This window comes from Pseudomonas sp. P5_152 (genome assembly GCF_033989915.1).
GTDB lineage: Bacteria > Pseudomonadota > Gammaproteobacteria > Pseudomonadales > Pseudomonadaceae > Aquipseudomonas.
The window spans coordinates 1,904,964-1,926,882 of the sequence record NZ_JASFAH010000002.1 but is presented as its reverse complement, the minus strand read 5'-3'; the positions used below and the strand labels follow the sequence as shown (position 1 = coordinate 1,926,882).

At 59.9% G+C, this 21,919-nt stretch carries 16 protein-coding genes; 8 read left to right on the top strand and 8 right to left on the bottom strand.

Annotation, left to right across the window (positions count from 1 at the left end; all coding sequences use genetic code 11):
• Positions 1-52 precede the first annotated feature (52 nt).
• From QMK50_RS08630 to QMK50_RS08610, 5 genes are all read right to left on the bottom strand, one after another.
• On the bottom strand, positions 53-688 hold the full coding sequence (locus QMK50_RS08630; protein WP_159997785.1) for a lysoplasmalogenase: 636 nt from the start codon (positions 686-688) through the stop codon (positions 53-55).
• A 2-nt stretch (positions 689-690) separates the two neighbouring features.
• The gene (locus QMK50_RS08625) at positions 691-1,083 is read right to left on the bottom strand and encodes a protease inhibitor I42 family protein (RefSeq protein WP_095166008.1); all 393 of its coding nucleotides are present in this window, start codon (positions 1,081-1,083) and stop codon (positions 691-693) included.
• Positions 1,084-1,264: 181 nt separating this feature from the next.
• Positions 1,265-3,694 (bottom strand): endopeptidase La, encoded by a 2,430-nt coding sequence (gene lon, locus QMK50_RS08620; protein ID WP_159997783.1) that lies wholly within the window; start codon positions 3,692-3,694, stop codon positions 1,265-1,267.
• 353 nt (positions 3,695-4,047) lie between these two features.
• Complete coding sequence (locus tag QMK50_RS08615) at positions 4,048-6,456, bottom strand: glucose/quinate/shikimate family membrane-bound PQQ-dependent dehydrogenase (protein WP_320332957.1); 2,409 nt, start codon at positions 6,454-6,456, stop codon at positions 4,048-4,050.
• A gap of 224 nt (positions 6,457-6,680) precedes the next feature.
• Complete coding sequence (locus tag QMK50_RS08610; RefSeq protein ID WP_320332956.1) at positions 6,681-8,063, bottom strand: carbohydrate porin; 1,383 nt, start codon at positions 8,061-8,063, stop codon at positions 6,681-6,683.
• Between the two features lie 279 nt (positions 8,064-8,342).
• Between QMK50_RS08610 and QMK50_RS08605 the strand changes: the two genes are divergently transcribed.
• Both QMK50_RS08605 and QMK50_RS08600 read left to right on the top strand, forming a co-directional pair.
• Positions 8,343-8,573: a VF530 family DNA-binding protein gene (locus QMK50_RS08605; protein WP_095166001.1), complete on the top strand. Its 231-nt coding sequence runs from the start codon at positions 8,343-8,345 to the stop codon at positions 8,571-8,573.
• A 9-nt stretch (positions 8,574-8,582) separates the two neighbouring features.
• Positions 8,583-9,248 (top strand): Pr6Pr family membrane protein, encoded by a 666-nt coding sequence (locus tag QMK50_RS08600; protein WP_320332955.1) that lies wholly within the window; start codon positions 8,583-8,585, stop codon positions 9,246-9,248.
• 120 nt (positions 9,249-9,368) lie between these two features.
• Here the strand turns inward: QMK50_RS08600 and QMK50_RS08595 are convergent, their stop codons facing one another.
• Positions 9,369-10,151, bottom strand: coding sequence for a siderophore-interacting protein (locus QMK50_RS08595; protein ID WP_320332954.1), 783 nt, complete (start codon positions 10,149-10,151; stop codon positions 9,369-9,371).
• The gene (locus tag QMK50_RS08590) at positions 10,151-10,726 is read right to left on the bottom strand and encodes a PadR family transcriptional regulator (RefSeq protein ID WP_095165995.1); all 576 of its coding nucleotides are present in this window, start codon (positions 10,724-10,726) and stop codon (positions 10,151-10,153) included. Before QMK50_RS08590 ends, QMK50_RS08595 begins: the two co-directional genes overlap by 1 nt.
• A 554-nt stretch (positions 10,727-11,280) precedes the next feature.
• Between QMK50_RS08590 and QMK50_RS08585 the strand changes: the two genes are divergently transcribed.
• The 6 genes from QMK50_RS08585 (at position 11,281) to QMK50_RS08560 (ending at position 18,383) form a co-directional block, all read left to right on the top strand.
• Positions 11,281-11,772 carry a CS1 type fimbrial major subunit gene (locus QMK50_RS08585; protein ID WP_320332953.1) on the top strand — a complete coding sequence of 164 codons (492 nt, stop codon included), beginning with the start codon at positions 11,281-11,283 and terminating at the stop codon, positions 11,770-11,772.
• A 110-nt stretch (positions 11,773-11,882) separates the two neighbouring features.
• Positions 11,883-14,405 (top strand): TcfC E-set like domain-containing protein, encoded by a 2,523-nt coding sequence (locus tag QMK50_RS08580; protein WP_320332952.1) that lies wholly within the window; start codon positions 11,883-11,885, stop codon positions 14,403-14,405.
• 30 nt (positions 14,406-14,435) lie between these two features.
• Positions 14,436-15,704, top strand: a complete 1,269-nt coding sequence (locus tag QMK50_RS08575) for a hypothetical protein (RefSeq protein WP_320332951.1) — start codon at positions 14,436-14,438, stop codon at positions 15,702-15,704.
• Between the two features lie 52 nt (positions 15,705-15,756).
• Positions 15,757-16,497: a molecular chaperone gene (locus QMK50_RS08570; RefSeq protein ID WP_159997767.1), complete on the top strand. Its 741-nt coding sequence runs from the start codon at positions 15,757-15,759 to the stop codon at positions 16,495-16,497.
• A 76-nt stretch (positions 16,498-16,573) separates the two neighbouring features.
• Positions 16,574-17,062: a CS1 type fimbrial major subunit gene (locus QMK50_RS08565; protein ID WP_320332950.1), complete on the top strand. Its 489-nt coding sequence runs from the start codon at positions 16,574-16,576 to the stop codon at positions 17,060-17,062.
• Between the two features lie 529 nt (positions 17,063-17,591).
• The gene (locus QMK50_RS08560; protein WP_320332949.1) at positions 17,592-18,383 is read left to right on the top strand and encodes a hypothetical protein; all 792 of its coding nucleotides are present in this window, start codon (positions 17,592-17,594) and stop codon (positions 18,381-18,383) included.
• A gap of 28 nt (positions 18,384-18,411) precedes the next feature.
• Here QMK50_RS08560 and QMK50_RS08555 read toward each other — a convergent pair whose 3' ends face one another.
• Positions 18,412-21,522: a transglycosylase domain-containing protein gene (locus QMK50_RS08555; protein ID WP_320332948.1), complete on the bottom strand. Its 3,111-nt coding sequence runs from the start codon at positions 21,520-21,522 to the stop codon at positions 18,412-18,414.
• Between the last annotated feature and the right edge of the window lie 397 nt (positions 21,523-21,919).

Here is a 21,919-nt window from a genome sequence, read left to right as displayed (position 1 = left end):
CTCCCACAGGCTAAACACCGTACGTGTGGGAGCGAGCCTGCTCGCGATGAATTCAGCGCGTTCGTGTGTGGAACGCCGACGCGGCGATGCCCCATTGCCCCAGCCAGTAACTGAGGATGATCACATACGGCGCGGCCGCGAAGGGCATGGCAAAACGATCGATGCCGATCACGCTGTCGGAGAACACGAAGGCCAGGGCGCCGCCGGCAGCCAGCAGTGCCGAGCGTTTCGGCACGTCGGTGCCCAGGCGGGCCAGGGCGCGCCAGAGCATGGCGCTGATGGCCGTGCCATAGACGATCACCGGAATCAGCAACGGCCCCAGGCCATGGGCGATCAGGATCCCCAGCAGCAGTGCGCCGACCAGCAGCGCCAGGAGCAGGGGCCCAGGGGCCAGGCGCCGGCAATCGCTCAGATAGGCTTTGAGGTAGGCCAGGTGGGCCACCAGGAATGCGCCGAGGCCGAACACGAACAAGTCGCCGGGCCAGGCCAGCAGCACATCGCCCAGCAGGGAAAAGATCAGGCCCAGGCTGACCCAGCGCCGGTAGTCGCTGGGCGGTGCATCGTGCAACCAACCCAGCAGGGCCAGCACCGGCAGCGGCTTGACCAGCAGGCACAGCAGTTCGGCATGCACACTCACGCCGTAGAGGAACGTGACGGCTCCCATCAATGCCAGAATCAGCCAGCCCATGCTCAGTTCACCACGATTGCGCAGTCGAAAATCTCTACCGGCTCGACTTCCGGTGCCCACGGCTGCTGTGAAGTCAGGCGCAAGCGCCCGTTACCGCTGGTGAAGGCTTGGAAGCGCCAGGTCGATTGCCCCGCGCTGCCCACCAGGCCGCTGTTTTCCGGGTTGGTGTAGACCTCGGGGCTGATGGCCCGCAACACACCGCCGGCCGAATCCTGGATCGCCCAGCGATAACCCGTGGTCGGGTTGCTCGGCAAGGTCAGGATCAGGTTTTGCCCGTTGTGCAGTTGCACCGGGCATTGGCTCTGCTGCTCCACGGTCAGGTTCTGTTTCGGCTGCGAGGCGCAGGCCGTCAGCAAGGCAAGGCTCAAGGGCAATAGCAGGCGGGTGGGGGACATCAAGTCAGGCACTCCGAATTCGCGACGAACGGCGAGCATAACCGAAGATGAGACAAATTGTGACCGTCAGGCCCAGATAGGGTTGTCAGTGCCGCCGCCCGGCCCGCTCCCACAAGGATTGCAGTAACCCTGTGGGAGCGGGCTTGCCCGCGATGGCGTCAGTCCAGGCGTTACACAGACCTCAGAACAACACCTTGGCCACGTCGGCAAAACGCTTGGCAAAGTGCACGGTAATGCCCTCTTTCAGGTAGTCGGGCAACTCTTCGAAGCTGCCACGGTTGGGTTCCGGCAGGATCAGTTCGTGGATCTTCTGCCGGCGTGCGGCAATCACTTTTTCGCGCACCCCGCCAATCGGCAGCACGTGCCCGGTCAGCGTCAGTTCACCGGTCATGGCCACGCCTTTTTTCGGCGGCTGGTTGCGTGCCAGGGACAGCAGGGCGCTGGCCATGGTCACTCCGGCGCTAGGGCCGTCTTTTGGAGTCGCACCTTCCGGTACGTGCAAGTGCACGAAAGCTTCGTCGAAGAACTTCGGGTCACCGCCAAACGACTTCAGGTTGGAGCTGACGTAGCTGTAGGCGATTTCTGCCGATTCCTTCATCACGTCCCCCAGTTGCCCGGTGAGCTTGAAGCCACGGTTGAGGGTGTGGATGCGGGTGGCTTCGATCGGCAGGGTGGCGCCGCCCATGCTGGTCCAGGCCAGGCCCGTGATCACCCCGGTGCCCGACAGCACCTGTTCATTGCGGAACACCGGCATACCCAGGGAAGCCTCAAGGTCCTTGGGGCCGATCTTGATCACTTGCTGCGGATCGTCCATCAGCTTGACCACCGCCTTGCGCACCAGTTTGCCCAGTTGTTTCTCCAACTGGCGCACCCCGGCTTCGCGGGCATAGCCATCGATCAAGGCCTTGAGTGCACTGTCGCTGATGGACAGGCTGGTTTTCGCCACGCCGGCCTTGTCCAGTTGCTTGGGCCACAGGTGGCGCTTGGCAATGGCGACTTTTTCTTCGGTGATGTAGCCGGACAGGCGAATCACTTCCATGCGGTCGAGCAACGGCCCGGGGATTGAATCCAGGGTGTTGGCGGTGCACACGAACAACACTTTCGACAGGTCCAGGCGCAGGTCCAGGTAGTGGTCGAGGAATTCCACGTTCTGTTCCGGATCGAGGGTTTCCAACAGCGCCGAGGCTGGGTCGCCCTGGAAGCTCTGGCCCATCTTGTCGATCTCGTCGAGCATGATCACCGGGTTCATCACTTCGACATCTTTCAACGCCTGTACCAGCTTGCCCGGCAGGGCGCCGATGTAGGTGCGACGGTGGCCCTTGATCTCGGCTTCGTCACGCATGCCGCCGACGCTGAAACGATAGAACGGCCGCCCCAGGGATTCGGCGATGGACTTGCCGACACTGGTCTTGCCCACGCCCGGCGGGCCTACCAGCAACACGATGGAGCCGGCGATCTCGCCCTTGTAGGCGCCGACCGCGAGGAATTCGAGGATCCGGTCCTTGATGTCATCGAGGCCGGCATGGTGTTTGTCGAGCACCTTGCGTGCGTGCTTGAGGTCGAGCTTGTCTTTCCCGTACACGCCCCAGGGCACGGCCGTCGCCCACTCCAGGTAGTTGCGGGTCACGGCGTATTCGGGGGAGCCGGTCTCGAGGATCGACAGCTTGTTCATTTCCTCTTCGATGCGTTTTTGCGCCTGGGGCGGCAGGACCTTGCCCGTCAGGCGTTGCTCGAACTGCTCGACGTCGGCGCTGCGATCATCCTTGGTCAGGCCCAGCTCCTGCTGGATCACCTTGAGTTGTTCCTTGAGGAAAAACTCGCGTTGGTGTTCGCCGATCTTGCGGTTCACTTCCGCGGAGATTTCTTTCTGCAGGCGCGCGACTTCGACTTCCTTGCGCAGCATCGGCAGGACTTTTTCCATGCGCTTGAGCATGGGCACGCAGTCGAGCACTTCCTGCAATTCGTTACCGGTAGCCGAGGTCAGGGCGGCGGCGAAGTCGGTCAGCGGCGACGGGTCGTTGGGGCTGAAGCGGTTGAGGTAGTTCTTCAGCTCTTCGCTGTACAGCGGGTTGAGCGGTAGCAGTTCCTTGATCGCGTTGATCAGCGCCATGCCATAGGCCTTGACCTCGTCGGTCGGCTCGCTGGGCTGGTGCGGGTATTCGACTTCCACCAGGTACGGTGGGCGATGGTGCTTGAGCCAGGTGCGGATGCGCACACGGGTCAGGCCCTGGGCGACGAACTGCAGCTTGCCGTTTTCGCGGCTGGCGTGGTGGACCTTGACCAGGGTGCCGTATAGCGGCAGGGCGCTGGTGTCGAAATGCCGTGGGTCTTCCTGGGGGGTGTCCATGTAGAACAGCGCCAGCGAGTGGTGCTCGGACTTGGCGACCAGGTCCAGGGTCTCAGCCCAGGGTTCTTCGTTGACGATCACCGGCAGGACTTGGGCCGGGAAGAATGGCCGGTTGTGGATCGGGATGATGTAGACCTTGTCCGGCAGGTTCTGCCCGGGCAGGGCCAGGCCGGTGCCGGAGGAGGCGTGGTGTTCGGGGTGTTCGGCGTTTTCCGGGTCGGCGTATTCGCTGGGGTCTTCGGGGAATGCTTGCTGGTCGCTCATGGGGCACCTGCGCAATGGGGTATGGGAGTTAGATGGGGCAGGTGGCGGGTGGTTTCAATGGTGGGGGGTGTTTGTTTGGTAAGCGGGTTGTTACTTGGGGGGGGCAGATCCGTTGCTGCGTTGCACTTCCTGGCGATCTGCGCCACACCGTAGATATCGACATGACCCCCAATCCCCCGTAGCAGCTGCCGAGCCCGCGAGGCTGCGTTCGAGGACGCAGTCCTCGCCAGGCCTTGATGGCGATTCAGACGACTGCTGCGCAGCCGAACGAAGCCTCGCGGGTTGTGATGTGGGTAGGCACAAAAAAGGCGACTACCCTGCGGTAGTCGCCTTCTGGTTACGGCCGATGCAGCTTATTTCGGCAGTTTGTAGGCGATGACGTAATCGCCCATTTTGGTGCCCAGGGAGCCATGGCCGCCCACTACCAGCAGGACGTATTGCTGGCCGTCCTTGCCGGTGTAGGTCATTGGCGTGGCCTGGCCGCCGGCTGGCAGGCGGGATTTCCACAGTTCCTTGCCGGTGTTGACGTCATAGGCGCGCAGGTACTGGTCCAGGGTGCCGCTGAGGAAGCCGACGCCGCCGGCAGTGACGATCGAGCCGCCCATGCTTGGTACGCCGATCGGCAGGCCGATAGGCAGTGGCGAGCTGTCGCGGCTGGTGCCGTTCTTGCGTTTCCACACCACTTTGCTGGTGGTCAGGTCGATGCCAGCCACGTAGCCCCAGGCCGGAGCCTGGCAGGGTACGCCGAACGGCGACATGAACGGGTGCATGATCACCGCGTAAGGTGCGCCGGTGTTCGGTTGCACCCCGGCGGTTTCGCTCTCGCGCTTGCTGCCGGCCGCCACTTGGGCGCGGGGCACCATTTTCGAGACGAAGGCCATGTAGTTCGGGCTGGTGAACAGCATCTGGCGCACTGGATCGACCGACACGCCGCCCCAGTTGAACACACCTACGTTACCCGGGTAGATCAGGCTGCCCTGTTCCGACGGCGGGGTGTATTGGCCTTCGTAGCGCAGTTCCTTGAACTGGATGCGGCACAGCATCTGGTCGAACGGACTGGCGCCCCACATGGCTTTTTCGGTCAGTTCCGGGGCCAGCAGGTTGAGGTCCGAACGGGCCTGGGTCGGTGCGGTGCGATCGCCCGGGACCGCGCCTTGCGGCACAGGGATCTCACGAATCGGCACGATCGGCGTACCGTCGCGACGGTCCAGCACGTACAGGCTGCCCTGCTTCGTTGGCGCGATCAGTGCCGGCTTGATACCGTCGGCGGTTTTCATGTCCAGCAGGGTTGGCTGGCTGCCAACGTCCATGTCCCACAGGTCGTGGTGGGTGAACTGGTAGTTCCAGCGCACCTTGCCGGTGGCCAGGTCCAGGGCCACCAGGCCGGCGCTGTATTTCTCGGCGCCCGGGGTGCGGTCGGCGCCCCATTGGTCTGGAGTCTGGTTGCCCAGTGGCAGGTAGACCATGCCGAGTTTTTCATCGACGCTGGCCAGCGACCACATGTTCGCCGAGTTGCGGCTGTAGTGTTCGCCCGCCGGCAACGGCTCGGTGGCGTCCGGGTTGTTGCTGTCCCAGTTCCACACCAGGTGACCGTCGTGGACGTCGAAGGCGCGGATCACGCCGGACGGCTCGTTGGTCGACTCGTTGTCGGTAACGTGGCCGCCCATGATCACCAGGTCACGGGTGATGGCTGCTGGCGAGGTGGCGTAGTAGCCGCCCGGGGTGAACGGGCCGATACCGGTGGTCAGGTCGACCACGCCCTGGTTGCCGAAGCCTTCGCAGACTTTGCCGGTGTCGGCGTTCAGGGCAATCAGGCGGGCGTCGGCGGTCGGCAGGTACAGGCGGCGCGGGCAAGCCTGGGCCACGGCCTTGCCGGCGTCGGAGATCACGGTCGCAGAAGCGCCAGCGGCTGCGTAGGCGTTCTCGTCATAGTAGGAAACGCCACGGCAGGTCATGTGGGCGAAGCCCTTGAAGCCTACCGGGCTCTTGATCTGCGGGTCGACGCGCCAGATTTCCTTGCCGGTGTCCGGGTCCAGCGCCAACACCTTGCTGTGGGCGGTGCAGGCATAGAGCATGCCGTTGACCTTGAGCGGGGTGTTTTCGTTGGTCAGCTCCACCGGGTCGCCGGCGGTTGGCAGGTCGCCGGTGCGGATGCGCCAGGCTTCCTGCAACTGGCCGACGTTGTCCGGGGTGATCTGCTTGAGCGGCGAGTAGCGGTCACCGAACTCGGTGCGGCCATAGGCCTGCCAGTCGCCGTCAGGCATGGTCGGTGCGGTGTTGGTGGTGTCGGCACTGTCGCGCCCCAGCTCACCGAGCACTTCGCCCGGGTTGGTGAACTGGCTGCCCACCGCAGCGGCGCCGGCCAGGACCACGGCCACGCTCAAGGCGGCGGTGCCCAGCGGCGCAGGGCCCTGGCGCAGCAACGGACGGCGGAACCACGGCAGCAGCAGGACGATGCCGAGGGCGAACCACAGCGACAGCCGCGGCACCAGTTGCCACCAGTCCAGGCCAACTTCCCACAACGACCACGCAGTACTGGCCAGCAGCACCAGTGCATACAGGCCCAAGGCTGCACGACGGCCGGCCAGCAGCAGAATGCCGGTCAGCACCAGGCCGATACCGGCCAGCAGGTAGTACAACGAGCCGCCAAGCATGCTCAGCTTGATCCCCCCGGCCAACAAGGCCAGGCCCATTAGCAGCAGCAGGATGCCGAGCAGGCTCGGCATCAGGCGGCTTGGACTTGAAGCACCTTCAGTGCTCATAGTGCGATTCTCCGTGACGTTTTAAGTAGCCTTGCGCAAGTTCACTGTAGATGACGATCGTGCGCGGGCGTGGTTCAGATAAAAACGGTGATCCCTGTAGGAGCGAGCCTGCTCGCGATGGGCGTGAACGATGACGGTGGGTGCCTGACACCCCGCGTAGCTTTCGGATCCATCGCGAGCGGGCCGCAAGCGGGCACTCGCTCCTACAGGGTTTGTAGCTCGGGTCAGAACGACGACTGCACCTTGATGCCGCCAATCAGCGCGTCATCCACATCGTTCACGCCACCGGGATGGCGGATGTACTGCAGGTTCGGACGTACCGTCAGCCAGTTGGTCAGGTGCACGCCGTAATAGAGTTCGGCGCTGTATTCGGTGTCTTGCGGCGGCAGGTAGGCCGGGTTGTCGTAATCGAACATCGCGCGGGCCTGGTTGCTGGCCTCGGCATTCTTGCGATAGGCCGGGTTGACGTGGACGCGGGCCATGGCAAAGCCGATGTCATCCTTGGCGCGGGCATCGAACAGGCCTTTGTAGACCAGGCCGGCCTGCACGTAGTTGTCGATCGCGTTGGTCTTCTTGTCGTGCATCGTGCCGTTGGCGAACAGGCTCAGGCCGCGCGAGTTGTCACTGGCCACGCTGCTCACTTGCTGCTGGATACCCAGCCACACCCCATGTTTGCTCGACGAGCTGCGATAAGCCTCGCCGCTGAGGGCGGCGGGCTGGCCATTGCTGTCCTTGTAGACATCGCTGGCCTTGGCGCTGCTGTAGTAGTAACCGGCGCGGTATTCACCCGGCAGGCCATTGAATTTCGGGGTCCACACCAGTTCCACCGGGACCACGGTGCCCTGGGTGCCACTGCCGCTGAGCTTGAAGCCGTTGTCCTTGTCCAGGTTGGACGGGTTCTGCTCGTAGGCGCCGATTTGCGCGTAGACCTCCGGGCTCAGGTGGTACTTGACCCGCAGTGCCCACTGGCTGACCGGCCAGTTGTACCAGATGCCACCGGCCCAGTTGCCGACCTGGGAGCCGCAGAACGCCAGGTTCTGGAAGTCGCAGGGGAAGCTGTTGAAGTCCTCGCCTTCGCCGAACCGGCCGGCCTTGATATCGAGTTTCTGGTCGAGGAATTTCTGCTGGTACCACATTTGCGTCAGGCGTGTGGTCTGGCCCCGGCCCCAGACTTCCTGGGCCGAGGTGAAGCCGCCGACCCGTGGATCGTTGATCCGGTCGTTGCTGATATTGTTGCCGCTGCGCTTGGTGATGGTCAGTTGAAACTCGGCGTCGTCCCAGCCGAGGATCTTTTGCAGGTCCAGGTGGGTGCCCAGGCCGAACTGGTCGCTGTAGCGCGCAGTGCGATCGTGGTCGTAGCCGCCGTGCAGGTTGCTGCCCATTTCGCCGGTGTAGTCGAGCTTGAAGTCGTAGCCTTGTTGCGCGAGTTCAGTGCGGGTGCCGTTCCAGTCGCCGAGCATCCACGGCGATTGGCTATCGAACGCCGGGGCGGCCTGAACGCAGTTGGCAAGACCCAGGGCGGTGAAGCCGCCGATCAGGTTCAGGGTTTTACGGCGCGCAGCCGGTGTTGAGACAGCGCTGTCTCGGAAGATCTGCAAGTAAGGCATAAAGAAGAAATTCTGGGTCTTTTTCTAAGGGAGTGAGCTGCGCGGGTAAGAGCTGCGGCCGGCAGCGGAAGCGTTTCAGCTTAAGGGCGTAAGGATAATGATCTGTTACAAATAGAGAAAGGGCTTTTCTCGACATGCTTCCTTTCGGATTTGGTAACAGTCGTACGCGGCCGGTCAGGTGACCTACATTTACCCCAGAGCGCACAGAATCCTTCCACCCGCTGTCCCCCTCGGCTAAGGTGCGCGCCTTCCCATCCTGATTAGGTTCAAAGGCCCGGCATGACCGAACACACCACCGACCCGCTGCATGGCGTGACGCTTGAACAGATCCTCAATGCGCTGGTTCAACACTACGAATGGTCGGGGCTGGCCGAGCGTATCGACATTCGCTGCTTCAAGAGCGACCCGAGCATCAAGTCGAGCCTGACTTTCCTGCGCAAGACCCCCTGGGCCCGCGAGAAGGTCGAAAAGCTCTATGTGAAGCTGATGCGCACCAAACGCCCGCTCTAAGGAATGTCCATGGCTGTCGAGCTGACGCGAGGTTCGCCCGTCGAACGCCAGTGCATTCGCCTGGCTGCCGTACTCGGTTGGCTGGGCCTGAGCATCCAGCTGTACCTGGTGTTTTATGGACGCTGGAGTGTCGAGGCCAGTTTGCTCGGCGGCCTGGTGAGCTACTTCAGTTATTTCACGGTACTGACCAATACCCTGGTGGCCGCAGTGCTGACCAGTGCAGCCACGAGCCAGCAGTCTCGCGGACGGACGTTTCTGTTGCAGCCGTGGGTCAGCAGCGGCATCGCGGTCAGCATAAGCGTGGTCGGCCTGGCCTACAGCCTGTTGCTGCGCCACCTGTGGCACCCGCAGGGCTGGCAGTGGATTGCTGACGAATTGCTGCACGACGTGATGCCGCTGCTGTTCGTGCTCTATTGGTGGCGCTGTGTGCCCAAGGGCCACTTGCGCCTGGGGCATATCGGCCTGTGGGTGATCTACCCGCTGCTGTACTTTGCCTATGTCCTGCTGCGGGGGCGCTCGCTGGGGATTTACCCTTATCCCTTTGTCGATGTGGAAAAGCTCGGTTATCCCCAGGTGTTTCTCAACGCCTCGGGGATCCTGCTGGGGTTTGTCGTGGTGGCGTTGGTGGTGCTGGGGTTGGATCGGTGGCGCGCACGACGGGGATCACGTGTGTAGGCGCGAGCCTGCTCGCGAAAAAACTGAGCCCGCCGTGGGGAATCAGGGAGCGCGCGTTATCGTTGACGCCCATCGCGAGCAAGCTCGCTCCCACAGTGTGATGCGGGCTTGCTCGCGACGTTACTGTTCGTTGTCGTCGAGTTGCCAGTAGCCTACGGCTTTGACGAATTGCTGATCCAGGCCTTTGTCATCCAGCAGCACCCGGCGGATCTGGCGTGACGCCTTGGCTTCGGTGGCGATCCAGGCGTAGAGCTGGCCCTCGGGCAGGGCCAGTTGCTGCACCGTGGTTAGCAGGTGATCCTTGCCACCTTCACGCAAGACCCAGATCACCTCGACCTCGGCCGGGCTGTCGAGCACTTGCTGCTCGGCGCCATTCTCGATCTCCACCAGCACCAGTGCCCGGCGATTGGCGGCCAATCCTTCCAGGCGGCGAGCAATGGCGGGCAGGGCGGTTTCGTCGCCGATCAGCAGGTAACTGTCGAAGATATCCGGCACCACCATCGAGCCGCGCGGCCCGGCAATGTGCAGGAATTGGCCGGGTTGCGCCTGTGCCGCCCAGGTCGATGCAGGGCCGTCGCCGTGCAGGACGAAATCAATGTCCAGCTCCAGGGTGTCCAGGTCATAGCGGCGCGGGGTGTAGTCGCGCATCGCCGGCTTTGGCCCCTGATCGTTATTGGCCCCCAGTTCGAGTGTTTCCAGGACCGCCTGTTCCTCGGCATTTTGCGGGAACAGCAGTTTCACGTGGTCATCGGTGCCCAGGCTGATGAACCCGGCCAGTTCCGGCCCGCCAACGGTGATCCGGCGCATGCGCGGCGTCAGGTCGACTACCCGCAGTACCTGCAGGCGGCGGCGTTTGATTTCGTGCATGACGCGGTGGATGGTCTGGGTGATCACTTCAGTCATTACGCGTTCTCCTGAACCGATTGTGCTTGCGGGCCATCGACTATGGCCTTGGCGGTGTTGTTGAGCAGGTCGCGGACCCGCAGGATTTCTTCCGGGCTCCAGCGACCGTGGTGCATCTGCAGGGCATGGCGCAGGTTGTGCACTGCCTCGTGGATCTCGGCCGGGCGGTCGTGGCCGCGCAGCGAGCGCTTGCTGACTTCAATGCGCATCCGCACGCCGTCCAGGGCAATCGCCTGTTCGCCCAGTGACTGGCGTCCGGCGTCGGTGATGGCGTAGCGTTTTTTGCCGCCGTCGGCGTCGCCCAGGATCAGTTCGCTTTCTTCCAGGAAGGTCAGGGTCGGGTAAATCACCCCGGGGCTGGGGCTATAGGCGCCATCGAACATGCTTTCGATCTGGCGGATCAGGTCATAGCCGTGGCAGGGCTGTTCGGCGATCAACGCCAGCAACAGCAGCTTCAGGTCGCCAGGGGCAAATACCCGAGGCCCGCGGCCACCGCGTTCGCGGCCGGGACCCGGGCGTTTTTCGAAGCCGTCGCGGCCGTCGGAGTGTTCGCGGTGGGAATGATGGTCTCTCATTTTTGCTTTCTCTCGTCGTGTTTAGACATAACTTAAGATATATCTTTAAGAGAAAGCAAGCACCCCGGACCAACGGCGCAGGCTGCCTGCAACCCCTCTGATCGACACCCATGTGAATCTGCCAGGCTTGCCGTGTGCTCGCCTGGTGACGACTCGATCCTGCGCAGGCGGCAATTTCCTTATTGCACTAGCGGGTGTTTTTAGTGCTAACTCTCTAATTAACTAGTTTCCCCCTTTATTTATTAAGGCAGTGCTATTAGTCTTACGGAAGTTGCACTGCTGGTTCTCTCTGTATGGGATTTCCAGAGAATCTGTATGTGGTTTCAGTCTGACGGCTGTTGAGCTGAGTGTTTGATTTTTATTGTTTTTTCTTTCCGCTTGAATAGCACTCCAGCTACGCAAAGGAAGGAACTTGCCTGCTTACTTTTAAAAATAAATGTTCGATGATTTGCTGGCTTTGAAAGTTGAGACAAAACGCCATCTCGGCGTTTGACTGGTCACCAGTCAGTTGTCGCTTTTACTGCATCGACCCTTTTAAAAGACAGGTACTGAAGATGTTCAAGAAAATCGCGTTCGCTGCTCCCCTGGCTGTTCTGGCTCTGAGTTCTTCGATGGCGTTTGCCGCAGAAGAAATTCGTAGCTCAATCAACATCAGTGCCACCATTCCAAGCAAGGTTTTTCACGCTCAACCAGTGAATCCTGACTTCGGTAAAGATGAAACGATGGCCTACAATCTGGTCGACGGCACCTTGAGCCCGTTGCGTGCAGCTTATGACGTCCGGCACACCAACGGCTCGGTCAACGCTTATGTAGAAGGTGGTCCGCAACCTCTGTTCAATGGTGCCAACAACATCGCGCTGACCTACACCTTCAATGGCGTAACCTTGACCGGCGCGTCTGAAGAAGTGGTAGGCGATGCCGAGTCCAACGGGGGCATGCGGGCTGATCTGGTGATTGCCGCAGCCAAGCCAACAGCCACTCAGACAGGTCTTTATACGGCCAATCCGGTTGTGATTTTCGATGCAATTCCTCGCGTCACTCCGTAAGTACGGTTATGAAATAAGGTCTTTCCTTATTTGGTAATTCTTCCCGGTCGATGGGTAATCACTACCTGTCGATCGGGTTTTAACGCACTGATTTTCAGAGTATTTCGTTCATGTTCCCGATGACTCCCATCGCGACGGCGCTTGCCTTGCTTTTTTGCGCAAATGCACTGGCCGCGCCAGCGGAAAACCGCCATACCCCTCGAAGTTTGCTGGCACAGGCCAAGGGGCTGCCGACCGAGTTCGAAGAGCACTTCTTTGATGTGCCGTTGGCGGTGCGCGTGGAACTTGACCAGCAATTTCTCGGTGAGGCGATGGTGGTGCTAACCCGCGACGATCGTATCACCCTCGTTGACTTCGCCGATGTCGGCGACAGCACGATCAAGGCCAGTGAACGCGACACCTGGTCGAACTATCTGAAACAAGGGGTAGCGCTGGGCGGCTGCCAGGCCAAGTGCCCGGAGCAACTGTTGGCGGTGCACTACAGCCTTGAAAACTCGCTGGTGTCGATCCTCACGGAAAATGCCGAGCGAGACGACCAGGCGCAGCGTTACTACACACTGCCTGAAGGCGGCAGCACCGGGTTGATCGTGCGCAATCAACTGAACCTCAACGGTGGCCAGAATCAGGATCTGGGTGGGCGTTATGGTCTTGAGGCCAGTAGCAGCCTGGGCAACTGGACTCAGGCGATCAATATGCAATTGTCCCGACTGGGCGGCATGGACAACACGCTCTATCACTCGGTGAATGAGCTTTACACTCAGCGCGAACTGGAGGGCAGCTTCCTGCGCCTTGGCCTTTTCACACCCTCGTCCGAGGGGTTGACCCGACAGCCGCGTACCTTTGGCACCAGTCCGGACACTGCGCTAGGCGTCATGTACGGCAGCTCCGACAGTCTGGCCATCAATAATCTGAAACCGGCGGTCTATCCGATTTACGTCACCGCCAATCGCCAAGGCTCGGTGGAAATCTACCGTGATGGTTTGTTAATCAACACCCAGGCAGTGCCCGCCGGGTTGCAGACCCTCGATACCCGGCCGTTGCCGGGAGGGATCTATGAAGTGGAAGTACGCCTGATCGAAGACGGTCAGATTACCTCCAGCACCCAGGAACTGGTCTACAAGCCCAGCAATTGGCGCAATCACGACGAGCGCTGGCGCTACAACCTGTTCGCCGGTCGTGAATCCAAAGTGCTAAGCAACTGGGACGAGCAGGACGACGGCGACATGACCGCCGGTGCGGCGATCAACTACCTGTTGCATCCACGGGTCATCCTGGGCCTGAGCGGGCGACAGGTGGGTGACGCCTTGCAATACGGCACCTCGGTCGACTGGGCGGTCGTCAACAATGCCAGCCTCTATGCCAATGTCTACCAAACCGAGGACTACGGCACCGGCCTCGACGTGCAGGGGCTTTATTCCTACGGCAGCGGCAGCATTGTCGCCAGCCACAACCGCAGCTGGCTCGACACGACCCGGCTCTACGACACGTTGCCGGACGGTACGCGAGTGCGGCAGCGCAATGTGTTCGTCGGTCAGACCAGTAACTCCTCGCTGTCTGTCAATCATCGGCTGACCAGCAAAAGTTCGGTCAATGCCCGGGTGTCCCACAGCGAAGGCAACACCGAAGGCACGGGCGTTGATCTTGGCTGGACCCAACGCACCCAACTGTTTGGCAGCGATGCTAACTGGCGGTTGTCTCTGTTCGACCGGCCCGGCAGTTTCAGTTCGGGTGATGACAGGAATCGCGGCATCGACCTGAGCGTCAACATCGCCCTTGGCGGCCCGGGTGAGCAGATCTCCGGCAGTATCGGTACCCGTACTGCCCGCGAAGGTGGCCGGGATAACAACGCGTCGATCACCTATCGCAAAGACCTTCAGGATCACCTGTTGCAAAGTGTCTCGGCCACGGCCATTACCGATACCTACGGCGTCGGTTTGAATGCCATGGCGAACATGCAATCGGACCTGGTCAATGGAGACGGATTCATACAGCGCTCCTCTTTCAACAACGACCTCACCGGTGGCTTGAACCTGGACAGCACCGTGGCCGTCGGCGCGAGCAAGATGGTCATGACCAGCCAGTATCACCGCGACGGTGCTGGCATGATCATCGATGTGGAGTCGGACATCGAAGATATCGCGCTACGCGCCGATGATTTGAGCGGCGGCAGTGCGTTACTCAAGCCGGGGCGCAACTTTGTGCCGATCACCGCCTACAAAAGCAGTTCCGTGAGCTTCGATTTCGAGGGCAATCATGTGCCCGCGGCGAGTATCCAGCCGGCCCGTTCCAGCTATCACCTGAACGAGGGTGGCGTGGAGTACCGCAAGATCACTGTCAGCAAAACCGTCACCGTGCTCGGCCGCCTGGTCGACCCTCAGGGCAGGCCGCTCAAGGGCCATCACATCATCAACCACGCCAGTCGTGGCGTCAGCGAAGTCGATGGCTTTTTCTCCATGGAAATGAATGCAGGTTCACCCACGCTGGAAGTGCGTTCCGGTAATCAGTTGCTTTGCCAATTCCGTCTCGACCCGAACAACGCCCGACGTGAAAACGATGTGCTGATGATCGGTGATTTGCACTGTACGCCGGATACCTTGGCGGATATCACCGAAGCCGTGCAAAACGCCGGTTAATAAACACTGCTGACTATCTGGAATCGCAAAATGATGAATCTTTGGACAGCCTTTCAATTGCTCAGGACAAGGGCGATTTTGATTGGCTGCTGGTTATCTGTTTCGGCAATGAAGGCTGGAGCAATCGTCCTGCCGATTACGGCCACCTTCAATCCTGAGCCGGGCAACCCGCTGAAAAACGAATTCAAGAACACAACTCCCAATCAAGGGTTCTGTAGGGACTATCCGAACATCTGCAGGGCTCACAATATATTCAGTCTGCGCTCTCACGTGGGGGGTGTGCCACTTAATGGTCCTATTGAGGCCAATCACGCTGACATACGCGCGGGGGCAATGATCAAGACCCCTGCAGCCTGGCGCAACTTGTCAGTGAGGCACCGCGAAACTGGCGAAGAGGTCATGTTAGAAGTCCGTATTGCCGGGATGGGCGGTGTTTACGACCTGAGCCATAGCGTGATGGAACTCACAGGTACCACTGATTACAGGGTAGGGCATAGGGTGTTGTGGGGCAGCAATTGGGCAACTGCACCGAGTCCCTGTGTAAGTATCGGCCCCAATGCCTATTATGGTTATACCGGCTTCGCTTTTTTTTGGCTGACGCCTGAAGAACAGGTTTGTAGCAAACAGGCCAAATTCCCCATTCCAAGTTTAGGTTACCGCTACCTGGATTTCACCTATCAACTGCGTACGCCGGACCCGCTGAAAATGTCGACGGGGATCTACGAAGGTACGCAGGTATACACGATCATGCCTGGGGGCGATTTTGACCTTGGCGACATAGTCGCTCCCACGGATTCAATTATCCAACTCGATTTTACCCTGATCGTGGAACACGCCCTGAAGGTTGATGTTCCACCCGGAGGCAATCAAATCGAGTTGGTCCCCCAGGGAGGTTGGCAAGGCTGGTTGAACCAGGGACGTAAACCTGTCCGTTTGTTCCGTGATCAGACCTTCACTATCTCGACATCCAGCCGCTTCAAGATGCGGCTTGAATGCCAATACATCGTCGGCAACACCTGCGCGTTACGTGAGGCGAAATCTGCTGATCTTGTGCCATTGCAAATGGGCGTAAGCCTGCCCAACGGCCTGACAGATGCCTCAGGGCAATCAGTCAATCGTCTTCCCCTTCGACTCGATGGCAGTGGCACGGAGCTTTTTCAACCCGGTTTTTATCTCGATCGCAAGCCGGGAACCCTGCACTTTGAAATTGCCCGTGAACACGTCGAGTCGATGCTGAGTGAGGGCGTTAGAAAAACATACTCGGGTGATGTCACGGTGATCTGGGATTCGGAAGTTTAAACCCATGTCGGTGGATCCGATTCGGGGGGTTAATTTATTGAGGTGGTATGTCATGAAACGTCTGTTGGTACTCTTTGGTTTTTCTGTGTTTTCCCATGCAGCCCTGGCTGGGCCGCAAATCAATGTCGGAGTTGTTTACGACTATCTGGATGGCGATAAAAGTACTTACTTGAAACGTGTTTTCAACGGTGGTGACAGCACCGCTTTCGTCAAGATCAACATCCTCGAGATTATCTATGACGTCGATGGCAAGGCCCGGGAAATTCCACTGGAGAACCAGGCAGATGGCACTTCCCGCAATGGCTTGATGGCCAGCCCCGCACGCTTGATCGTGCCGGCCAACGGCATGCAGGGTTCGCGGTTGTTGTACATGGGGGAGCGTGAAAAAGAACGTTACTTCCGCGTGCGCTACGTGCCTGTGGTGCCGGAGAAGGAAGATGAGTTTGCTGTGTCCGTCGAAGAGCGTGAAGACTACAAAAAGAGCCTGTCGGCAGGGGTCAACGTACTGGCCGGGTATGGCACTGTATTTTTCGTACGTCCAAAAGATACTCGTTACGACAGTGTGATTGAGAACGACGTCAGCCAGTACCGAATCCGTAATAACGGCAACACCGTGGTGGTGATCGATGAGTTCAAGGACTGTTCAGTCAAGAATGAACAGGAATGCCAGCCCGCTACCAAGCACCACATTTTGGCCGGTCGAACATTCAAGTTCGATAAGCAGGCAGGCCGTGAATACCGTTTCACCATGGTTGAAGGATCCAAAGCCACGAAGCTGGACGTAAAGGGATAACGCTGAGCATTGGGCGGAAGTTGTGTTACGGCTTTCAGCCTTTTTAATTGCGTGCCGTGCAAACAGGTGATGACACATGTTTAAAAAATTAATGACCCTCATTTCGATGGTGACGCTGACGCTGGGCAGCGTTTATGCCTATGCACTCGTCGAGCGAGAAACCTTTGAAGTCTCAGTCACTATCCCGACCGCGGAATTCTATGTGTTGCCGGTTGATCCGGACTGGATTGGACGAGAACAGAAACTGAGTTGGGATTTGACTGCGCAGGAACTAAGTTCGCTGCGTAAACAATTCGATGTCAAAAACAGCAATGGCGAGATCACTGCACGATTAAGTGAAGAACCTTATTTGAGCAATGGCAGAGACGTAGACAATATTGCATTGGATGTTCAGTTCAACCGGGTAAAGCTCACGGTGCATGATGCACCGGTTATTTCGGAAACTGACGGAAAAACCGGTAAACGCGTGGAGCTGGTGATTGCGGCAGTCAAACCGGATGACGGTTACAAGCCCGGTGAGTACTACGGCAGTGTGCACATGATTTTCGAGGCCCTTGCTCCTTGATTTGTTAGGGGCAATAAGTGGCGGGTGTTTCCATTATGTTGGAGTTTCAGGTCAATTCATAATGAGATTATTTTTTTCGTCAAGAACAATAGCTGCGATCCCGCTTGCGGTAGGCTTGCTGGCGGGGTCGCATGTCCCATCTGTCGGCGCAGTGGTACAGGAAATAACCGCGAAGTTTGTGCCTGATCCGGCAAATCCCTTGGTCAACAAATTTGTAAACACTACGCCGCAAAGTGGTGTTTGCCCAAACTATGTTGCTGGCACTTGCGCGCGATTAGGTATTTTCAGTCTGCGGGTGCCTGGCTTGAATTTTCGCTCTACACAGCCCATTCCTGCCGGGCATACCGACCCTCGGCAGGGGGCGACCTTCAGTGTGCCGTCGAGCTGGCGCCCACTAGAGGTCGTGCACAGTCGCACAGGTGAGCGAGAAACTGTTGAGATGCGTGTCGCCGGAATTGGTGGAACCTGGAATATCGCGAGGCCACCGGGAGTTAGTGCCTGGGCGACGACGCCGGGAGGCCGTTGGCGCGTGCCATGGACACGCCCATCCGCCCCCTGTACGGGTCTCGATATAAACCTCGCCGGCGTCAATTTTGCTTTTTTCTTTTGGCTCTTTCCCGAGGGAGCGGGGGCCTGCAGCATATTGCCCTATATCGATATTCCCTGGTTCCAGCACAGCTCAGTCGAATACGTCTATGAACTCAAGACCCCCAACCCTCTGAGTATGTCGTCGGGGCAGTATCGAGGTTCATTGACCTACACTACAGGTCCTGGTGGTGACTTCGACATGGGTGATGTCATGCTGCCAAACGACACGGCAATCACCCTCGATTTCACCCTGGATGTCATGCATTCGCTGAAGGTAGACATCCCGCCGGGCGGCAACCGGATCGAGCTGATGCCCCAGGGCGGTTGGCAAGCCTGGTTGAATCAAGGGCGCAAGCCAACACGCTTGTTTCGCGATCAGACCTTCAACGTCTCGGCCTCGTCGCGTTTCAAGATGCAGCTGGAGTGCCAGTACGCCATTGGCAATACCTGCGCACTACGTGATACGGCATCGGCCGATCTTGTGCCCCTGAACACGAGCGTGACCTTGCCCAGCGGCCTGACAGATGCCTCGGGACTGCCGGTGCAGCATCGGCCCCTGCGACTCGACGGCAGTGGCACCGAGTTGTTTCAGCCGGGCTTTTATGTCGAACGCAAGCCTGGAACCCTGCACTTTGAAATCACCAGGGAATACGTCGAACAGATGTTGGAGTTGGGTGTTGGCAAAACCTATAGAGGGGATGTCACCGTGATCTGGGATTCGGAAATAGGTTAACGACCGCCCCTTCAAAGCGCCCCCACGCTTAACGTTTGGCCGTTGCCACAGTTGGCTGGCACATCGTGTGGGTGCCCGGTTGCAGGTAGGGCGTGAGGATCGGTGCCATGCCCTTGAGCACTTGCACCGGCAAGGCCGAGGTGAACTTGAAGCCTTGGGCGGAGGCTCCCGGCACGAAGGCGGTCAGGGTGCCGAAGTGATGATCGCCAATGTAGAACACGAAGGTCGCGGTGCGGTTGATCGCCTTGGAACTGAGAATGCGCCCGCCCGAACCGACGGCTTCGATGCGGTTGTCGCCGGTACCGGTCTTGCCGCCCATCGCCAGTGGCGTGCCATCGGCCAGTTTGAAGCTGCCAGCCACACGTTTTGCGGTACCGGCGTCGACCACCTGTGACAGTGCTTCACGCAGGGCCGTGGCCACTTCCACGGGCATGACCCGCTTGCCGGCGTCGGGGTCGTTGGTCAGGCGAGTCTCGTAGGGCGTGTCGGCGGCGAAGTGCAGGCTGTCGATGCGCAGGGTCGGCATGCGCACACCGTCGTTGAGGATGGTGCCGACCAGTTCCGCCAGGGCGGCAGGGCGGTCGCCGGAACTGCCGATGGCGGTGGCCAGCGACGGCACCAGGTGGTCGAAGGGGTAACCGACTTGTTGCCAGCGCTGGTGAATGTCGAGGAAGGCTTCGATCTCCAGCATGGTGCGGATGCGGCTGTCGCGGGCGCTCTTGTGCTTGCTCTTGAACAGCCAGCTGTAGACCTCCTGACGCTCGAACTGGCTGGCCTTGACGATCTGGCTGAACTTGGCGTCCGGGTTATTGAGCAGGTAGCCGATCAGCCACAGGTCCAGCGGGTGGACCTTGGCGATGAAACCCTGGTCGGGCAGGTCATAGGCGCCGGGGCCGTAGCTGGCGTAGAGGCGCTCCAGGCGCTCGTCGGTGAGCTTTTCCTTAGTCTTGAGGGTTTTCAGATGCGAGCGCACAAAGCTGTTGAAGCTCTCCTGGGAGGCCTCGGGCAGCAGGTAGCGGTGCACTGCTGCCAGGCGAATAGCGGTGGGGTGCATGCTGTCCAGGAAGGTGTCGAGACGCGCCTGGGTGTCCTTTTTCTGGTACTTCTTCCAGAACTTCAGCAGGAACGAAGTGCCTTCGCGGTCGGCGAACTGGGCCAGGTATTCCTGGCGTCGCGGGTTGACGTCATCCTTGAGCAACTGGCCGCTGTTGTCCGGCCCGGAATAGGTGGTGTAGCGCACCAGGTCGCGCATCAGGCGGATGAACGGCAGGTTGATCGACTCGCGCAGGGAATCGCGCAAGGTCGGCAGGCGGCCGTTGTCCTCTTTGCGAAAGTTGTGGAAGGTGTGCAGGCCACCGCCGGTAAAAAAGGCTTCGCCGGGGCTCGCCGAGTATTTGCGGTCCAGGGCAGCGCCGAGCATTTTCGCCAGGCTGCGGTCGGTGTTCTGGATCAGGTAGTCGACGGCCCAGCGGGTCAGCCGGTCCTGGTCGGCGACTTCGACTTTTTTCAGTTCGGCCGGGGTCTGGGCGACGTAACGATCGTGCAGCTGCGCGATGATTTGCAGGTAGGTGGTCAGCACCCGCAACTTGGCGGTGGAGCCCAGCTCCAGTTTGCTGCCTTCGTTGATGTCGAACGGTTGGTCGGTGCTGTCGGTTTGCACCCGCACGCGCGAGCCGTCTGGGGTCAGCTCGAGCAAGGTGAAGCTGTAGCGCACTTGCGCGGTGCTGGTGGCTGTCAGCAGGCGCTCGCCAAGCAGGCCGATTTCGGCGGCAAACACCGGGTCGGCGAGGCGCTTGAGGTAGTCGCTGGCTTGGGTCTGCAGGTCGCCCTGCAAGGTGCTGGTGGCGGACAGGTCGAGACGGTCCAGGTCATACAGCGGGCGGTTGAGCATGGAGGCCAGGCGACTGCGCGCGACGCTGATGCCTTTGTTGGTTTCAATCGGCTGGATGGTCGGTTGTTGCACCCAGTCACGGTAGGTGACCTTGCTGGCGAGTGCCGCGCTGGTCAATGCCGGGTCGAGCACGGCGTTCTGCGCCAGCAGGCGGATATGGCTGTCGGTGAGGTTCGCCAGGTCTGCCTGGCCCTTGGTCAGGTAATACGACGGCCGGCGCTGGGCAATCATCAATGACAACACTTGGCGCAAGGCCAGACCGCGTTGCGCCAGGCTTTGCGGATCGCTGGCGTCGCTGGCCAGGGCCTGGTTGACCTGGTTGAAGTCGGCGCCGTACCACACACGCAACCCCTCGGCCATGCCATGCACTTCGCCATGGCCGGGGACTGCCGACAGCGGCACGCTGTTGAGGTAGTCACGCACGATGTTCTGCCGGGCCTCGAGGGTTTGCGGGCCGTCCTGATAGGCACGCACGCTGGCGGAAATCATCTGGCGAATCTTCTCGCCACCTGAAACGGTCAGGCCGTCCGGCGAGTGGCGGTACTTCTCCAGTTGGGTGGCGAGGGTGCTGCCGCCGGCAGTCTGGCCGGGCAGGTGGAGCAACTTGGCCACCTGGGACCAGGCGGCCTTGGCGAAACGCGGCCAATCGACGGCAGGGTTGGCCTTGGGTTGCTTGGGGTCCAGCAGGTCACGGTTCTCGATGAACAGCAGGCTATGGGTGACCAGTGGCGGAATCGAGGCGAAGCTCGAATACAGCTGCTGTGGGTATTTGAATTGATAGAGCGCGGCGGTGGTGCAATCGGTGATCGACAGGCCGGCCTGGATTTTCTCGGCGTAGGGCACAAAAAAGCCGTTCTTGCTGTACTCGAGCAGCTTGGGTGAAAAGCGGGTTTGCGCGGCGATCACATAATCGCGCTTGAGCAGGCGTGGCAGAAAGTCCCCCAGCGCGCTGTAGCCCAAGCGTTTATCGAAAGGCCCGGCGCCCGGGTAGAAAATCGAATCGCTGGGCCCCGGGTGCATCGAGTAGCTCAAGGACGCCGCGAACCGGCTGAACTCCCGTGCCTGGAAACGCGAGGTCCGGACCTCTTTTTCAATGGCAAAGCCAAGCACGATCAGGATGATCACCAGCAATAGCCAGAACGAGCGCCAAGCATAGCGGCGACGGCTTTTTTTCGGTAAAGGCGCTTCTTCCACGCTGTCAGTTGGCACCACAGGTTTACTCGAATCGGTTTGCCACAAAGCGCCCATAGTCGACTGATCCATTCACGCAGATTGATCGGACTTGTCTGAAGCTTAGACGCTGGTGGCTCGGGGTGAAAAATTTGTATGAGCACAATCGCAGCGCGTGGTGCGTTGCGCCTACCGGTCGTCGGCGAACCTCTAGAAGAGGCGCTCTAGAGCCTTCAAACCGGTAAATACGGCCTAGGTAGGGGCATGACGTTGCACCATTGCTGTGCAATACTCCGCGCCGCTTCGCAGCTCAGTAAATGTGCGAAATGCAGGTGATACACCTCTGCAGATGGGGCTTTTGTCGAGAGTTCCTTCTGAATTTTGTCGTTTATAGAGTGAAAGTAACTGCGATAAGCTTTTTATACTGCGCGTCCCGCTGATCCTGCAGGTTTTGTCCTACAGGACGGATTCACCC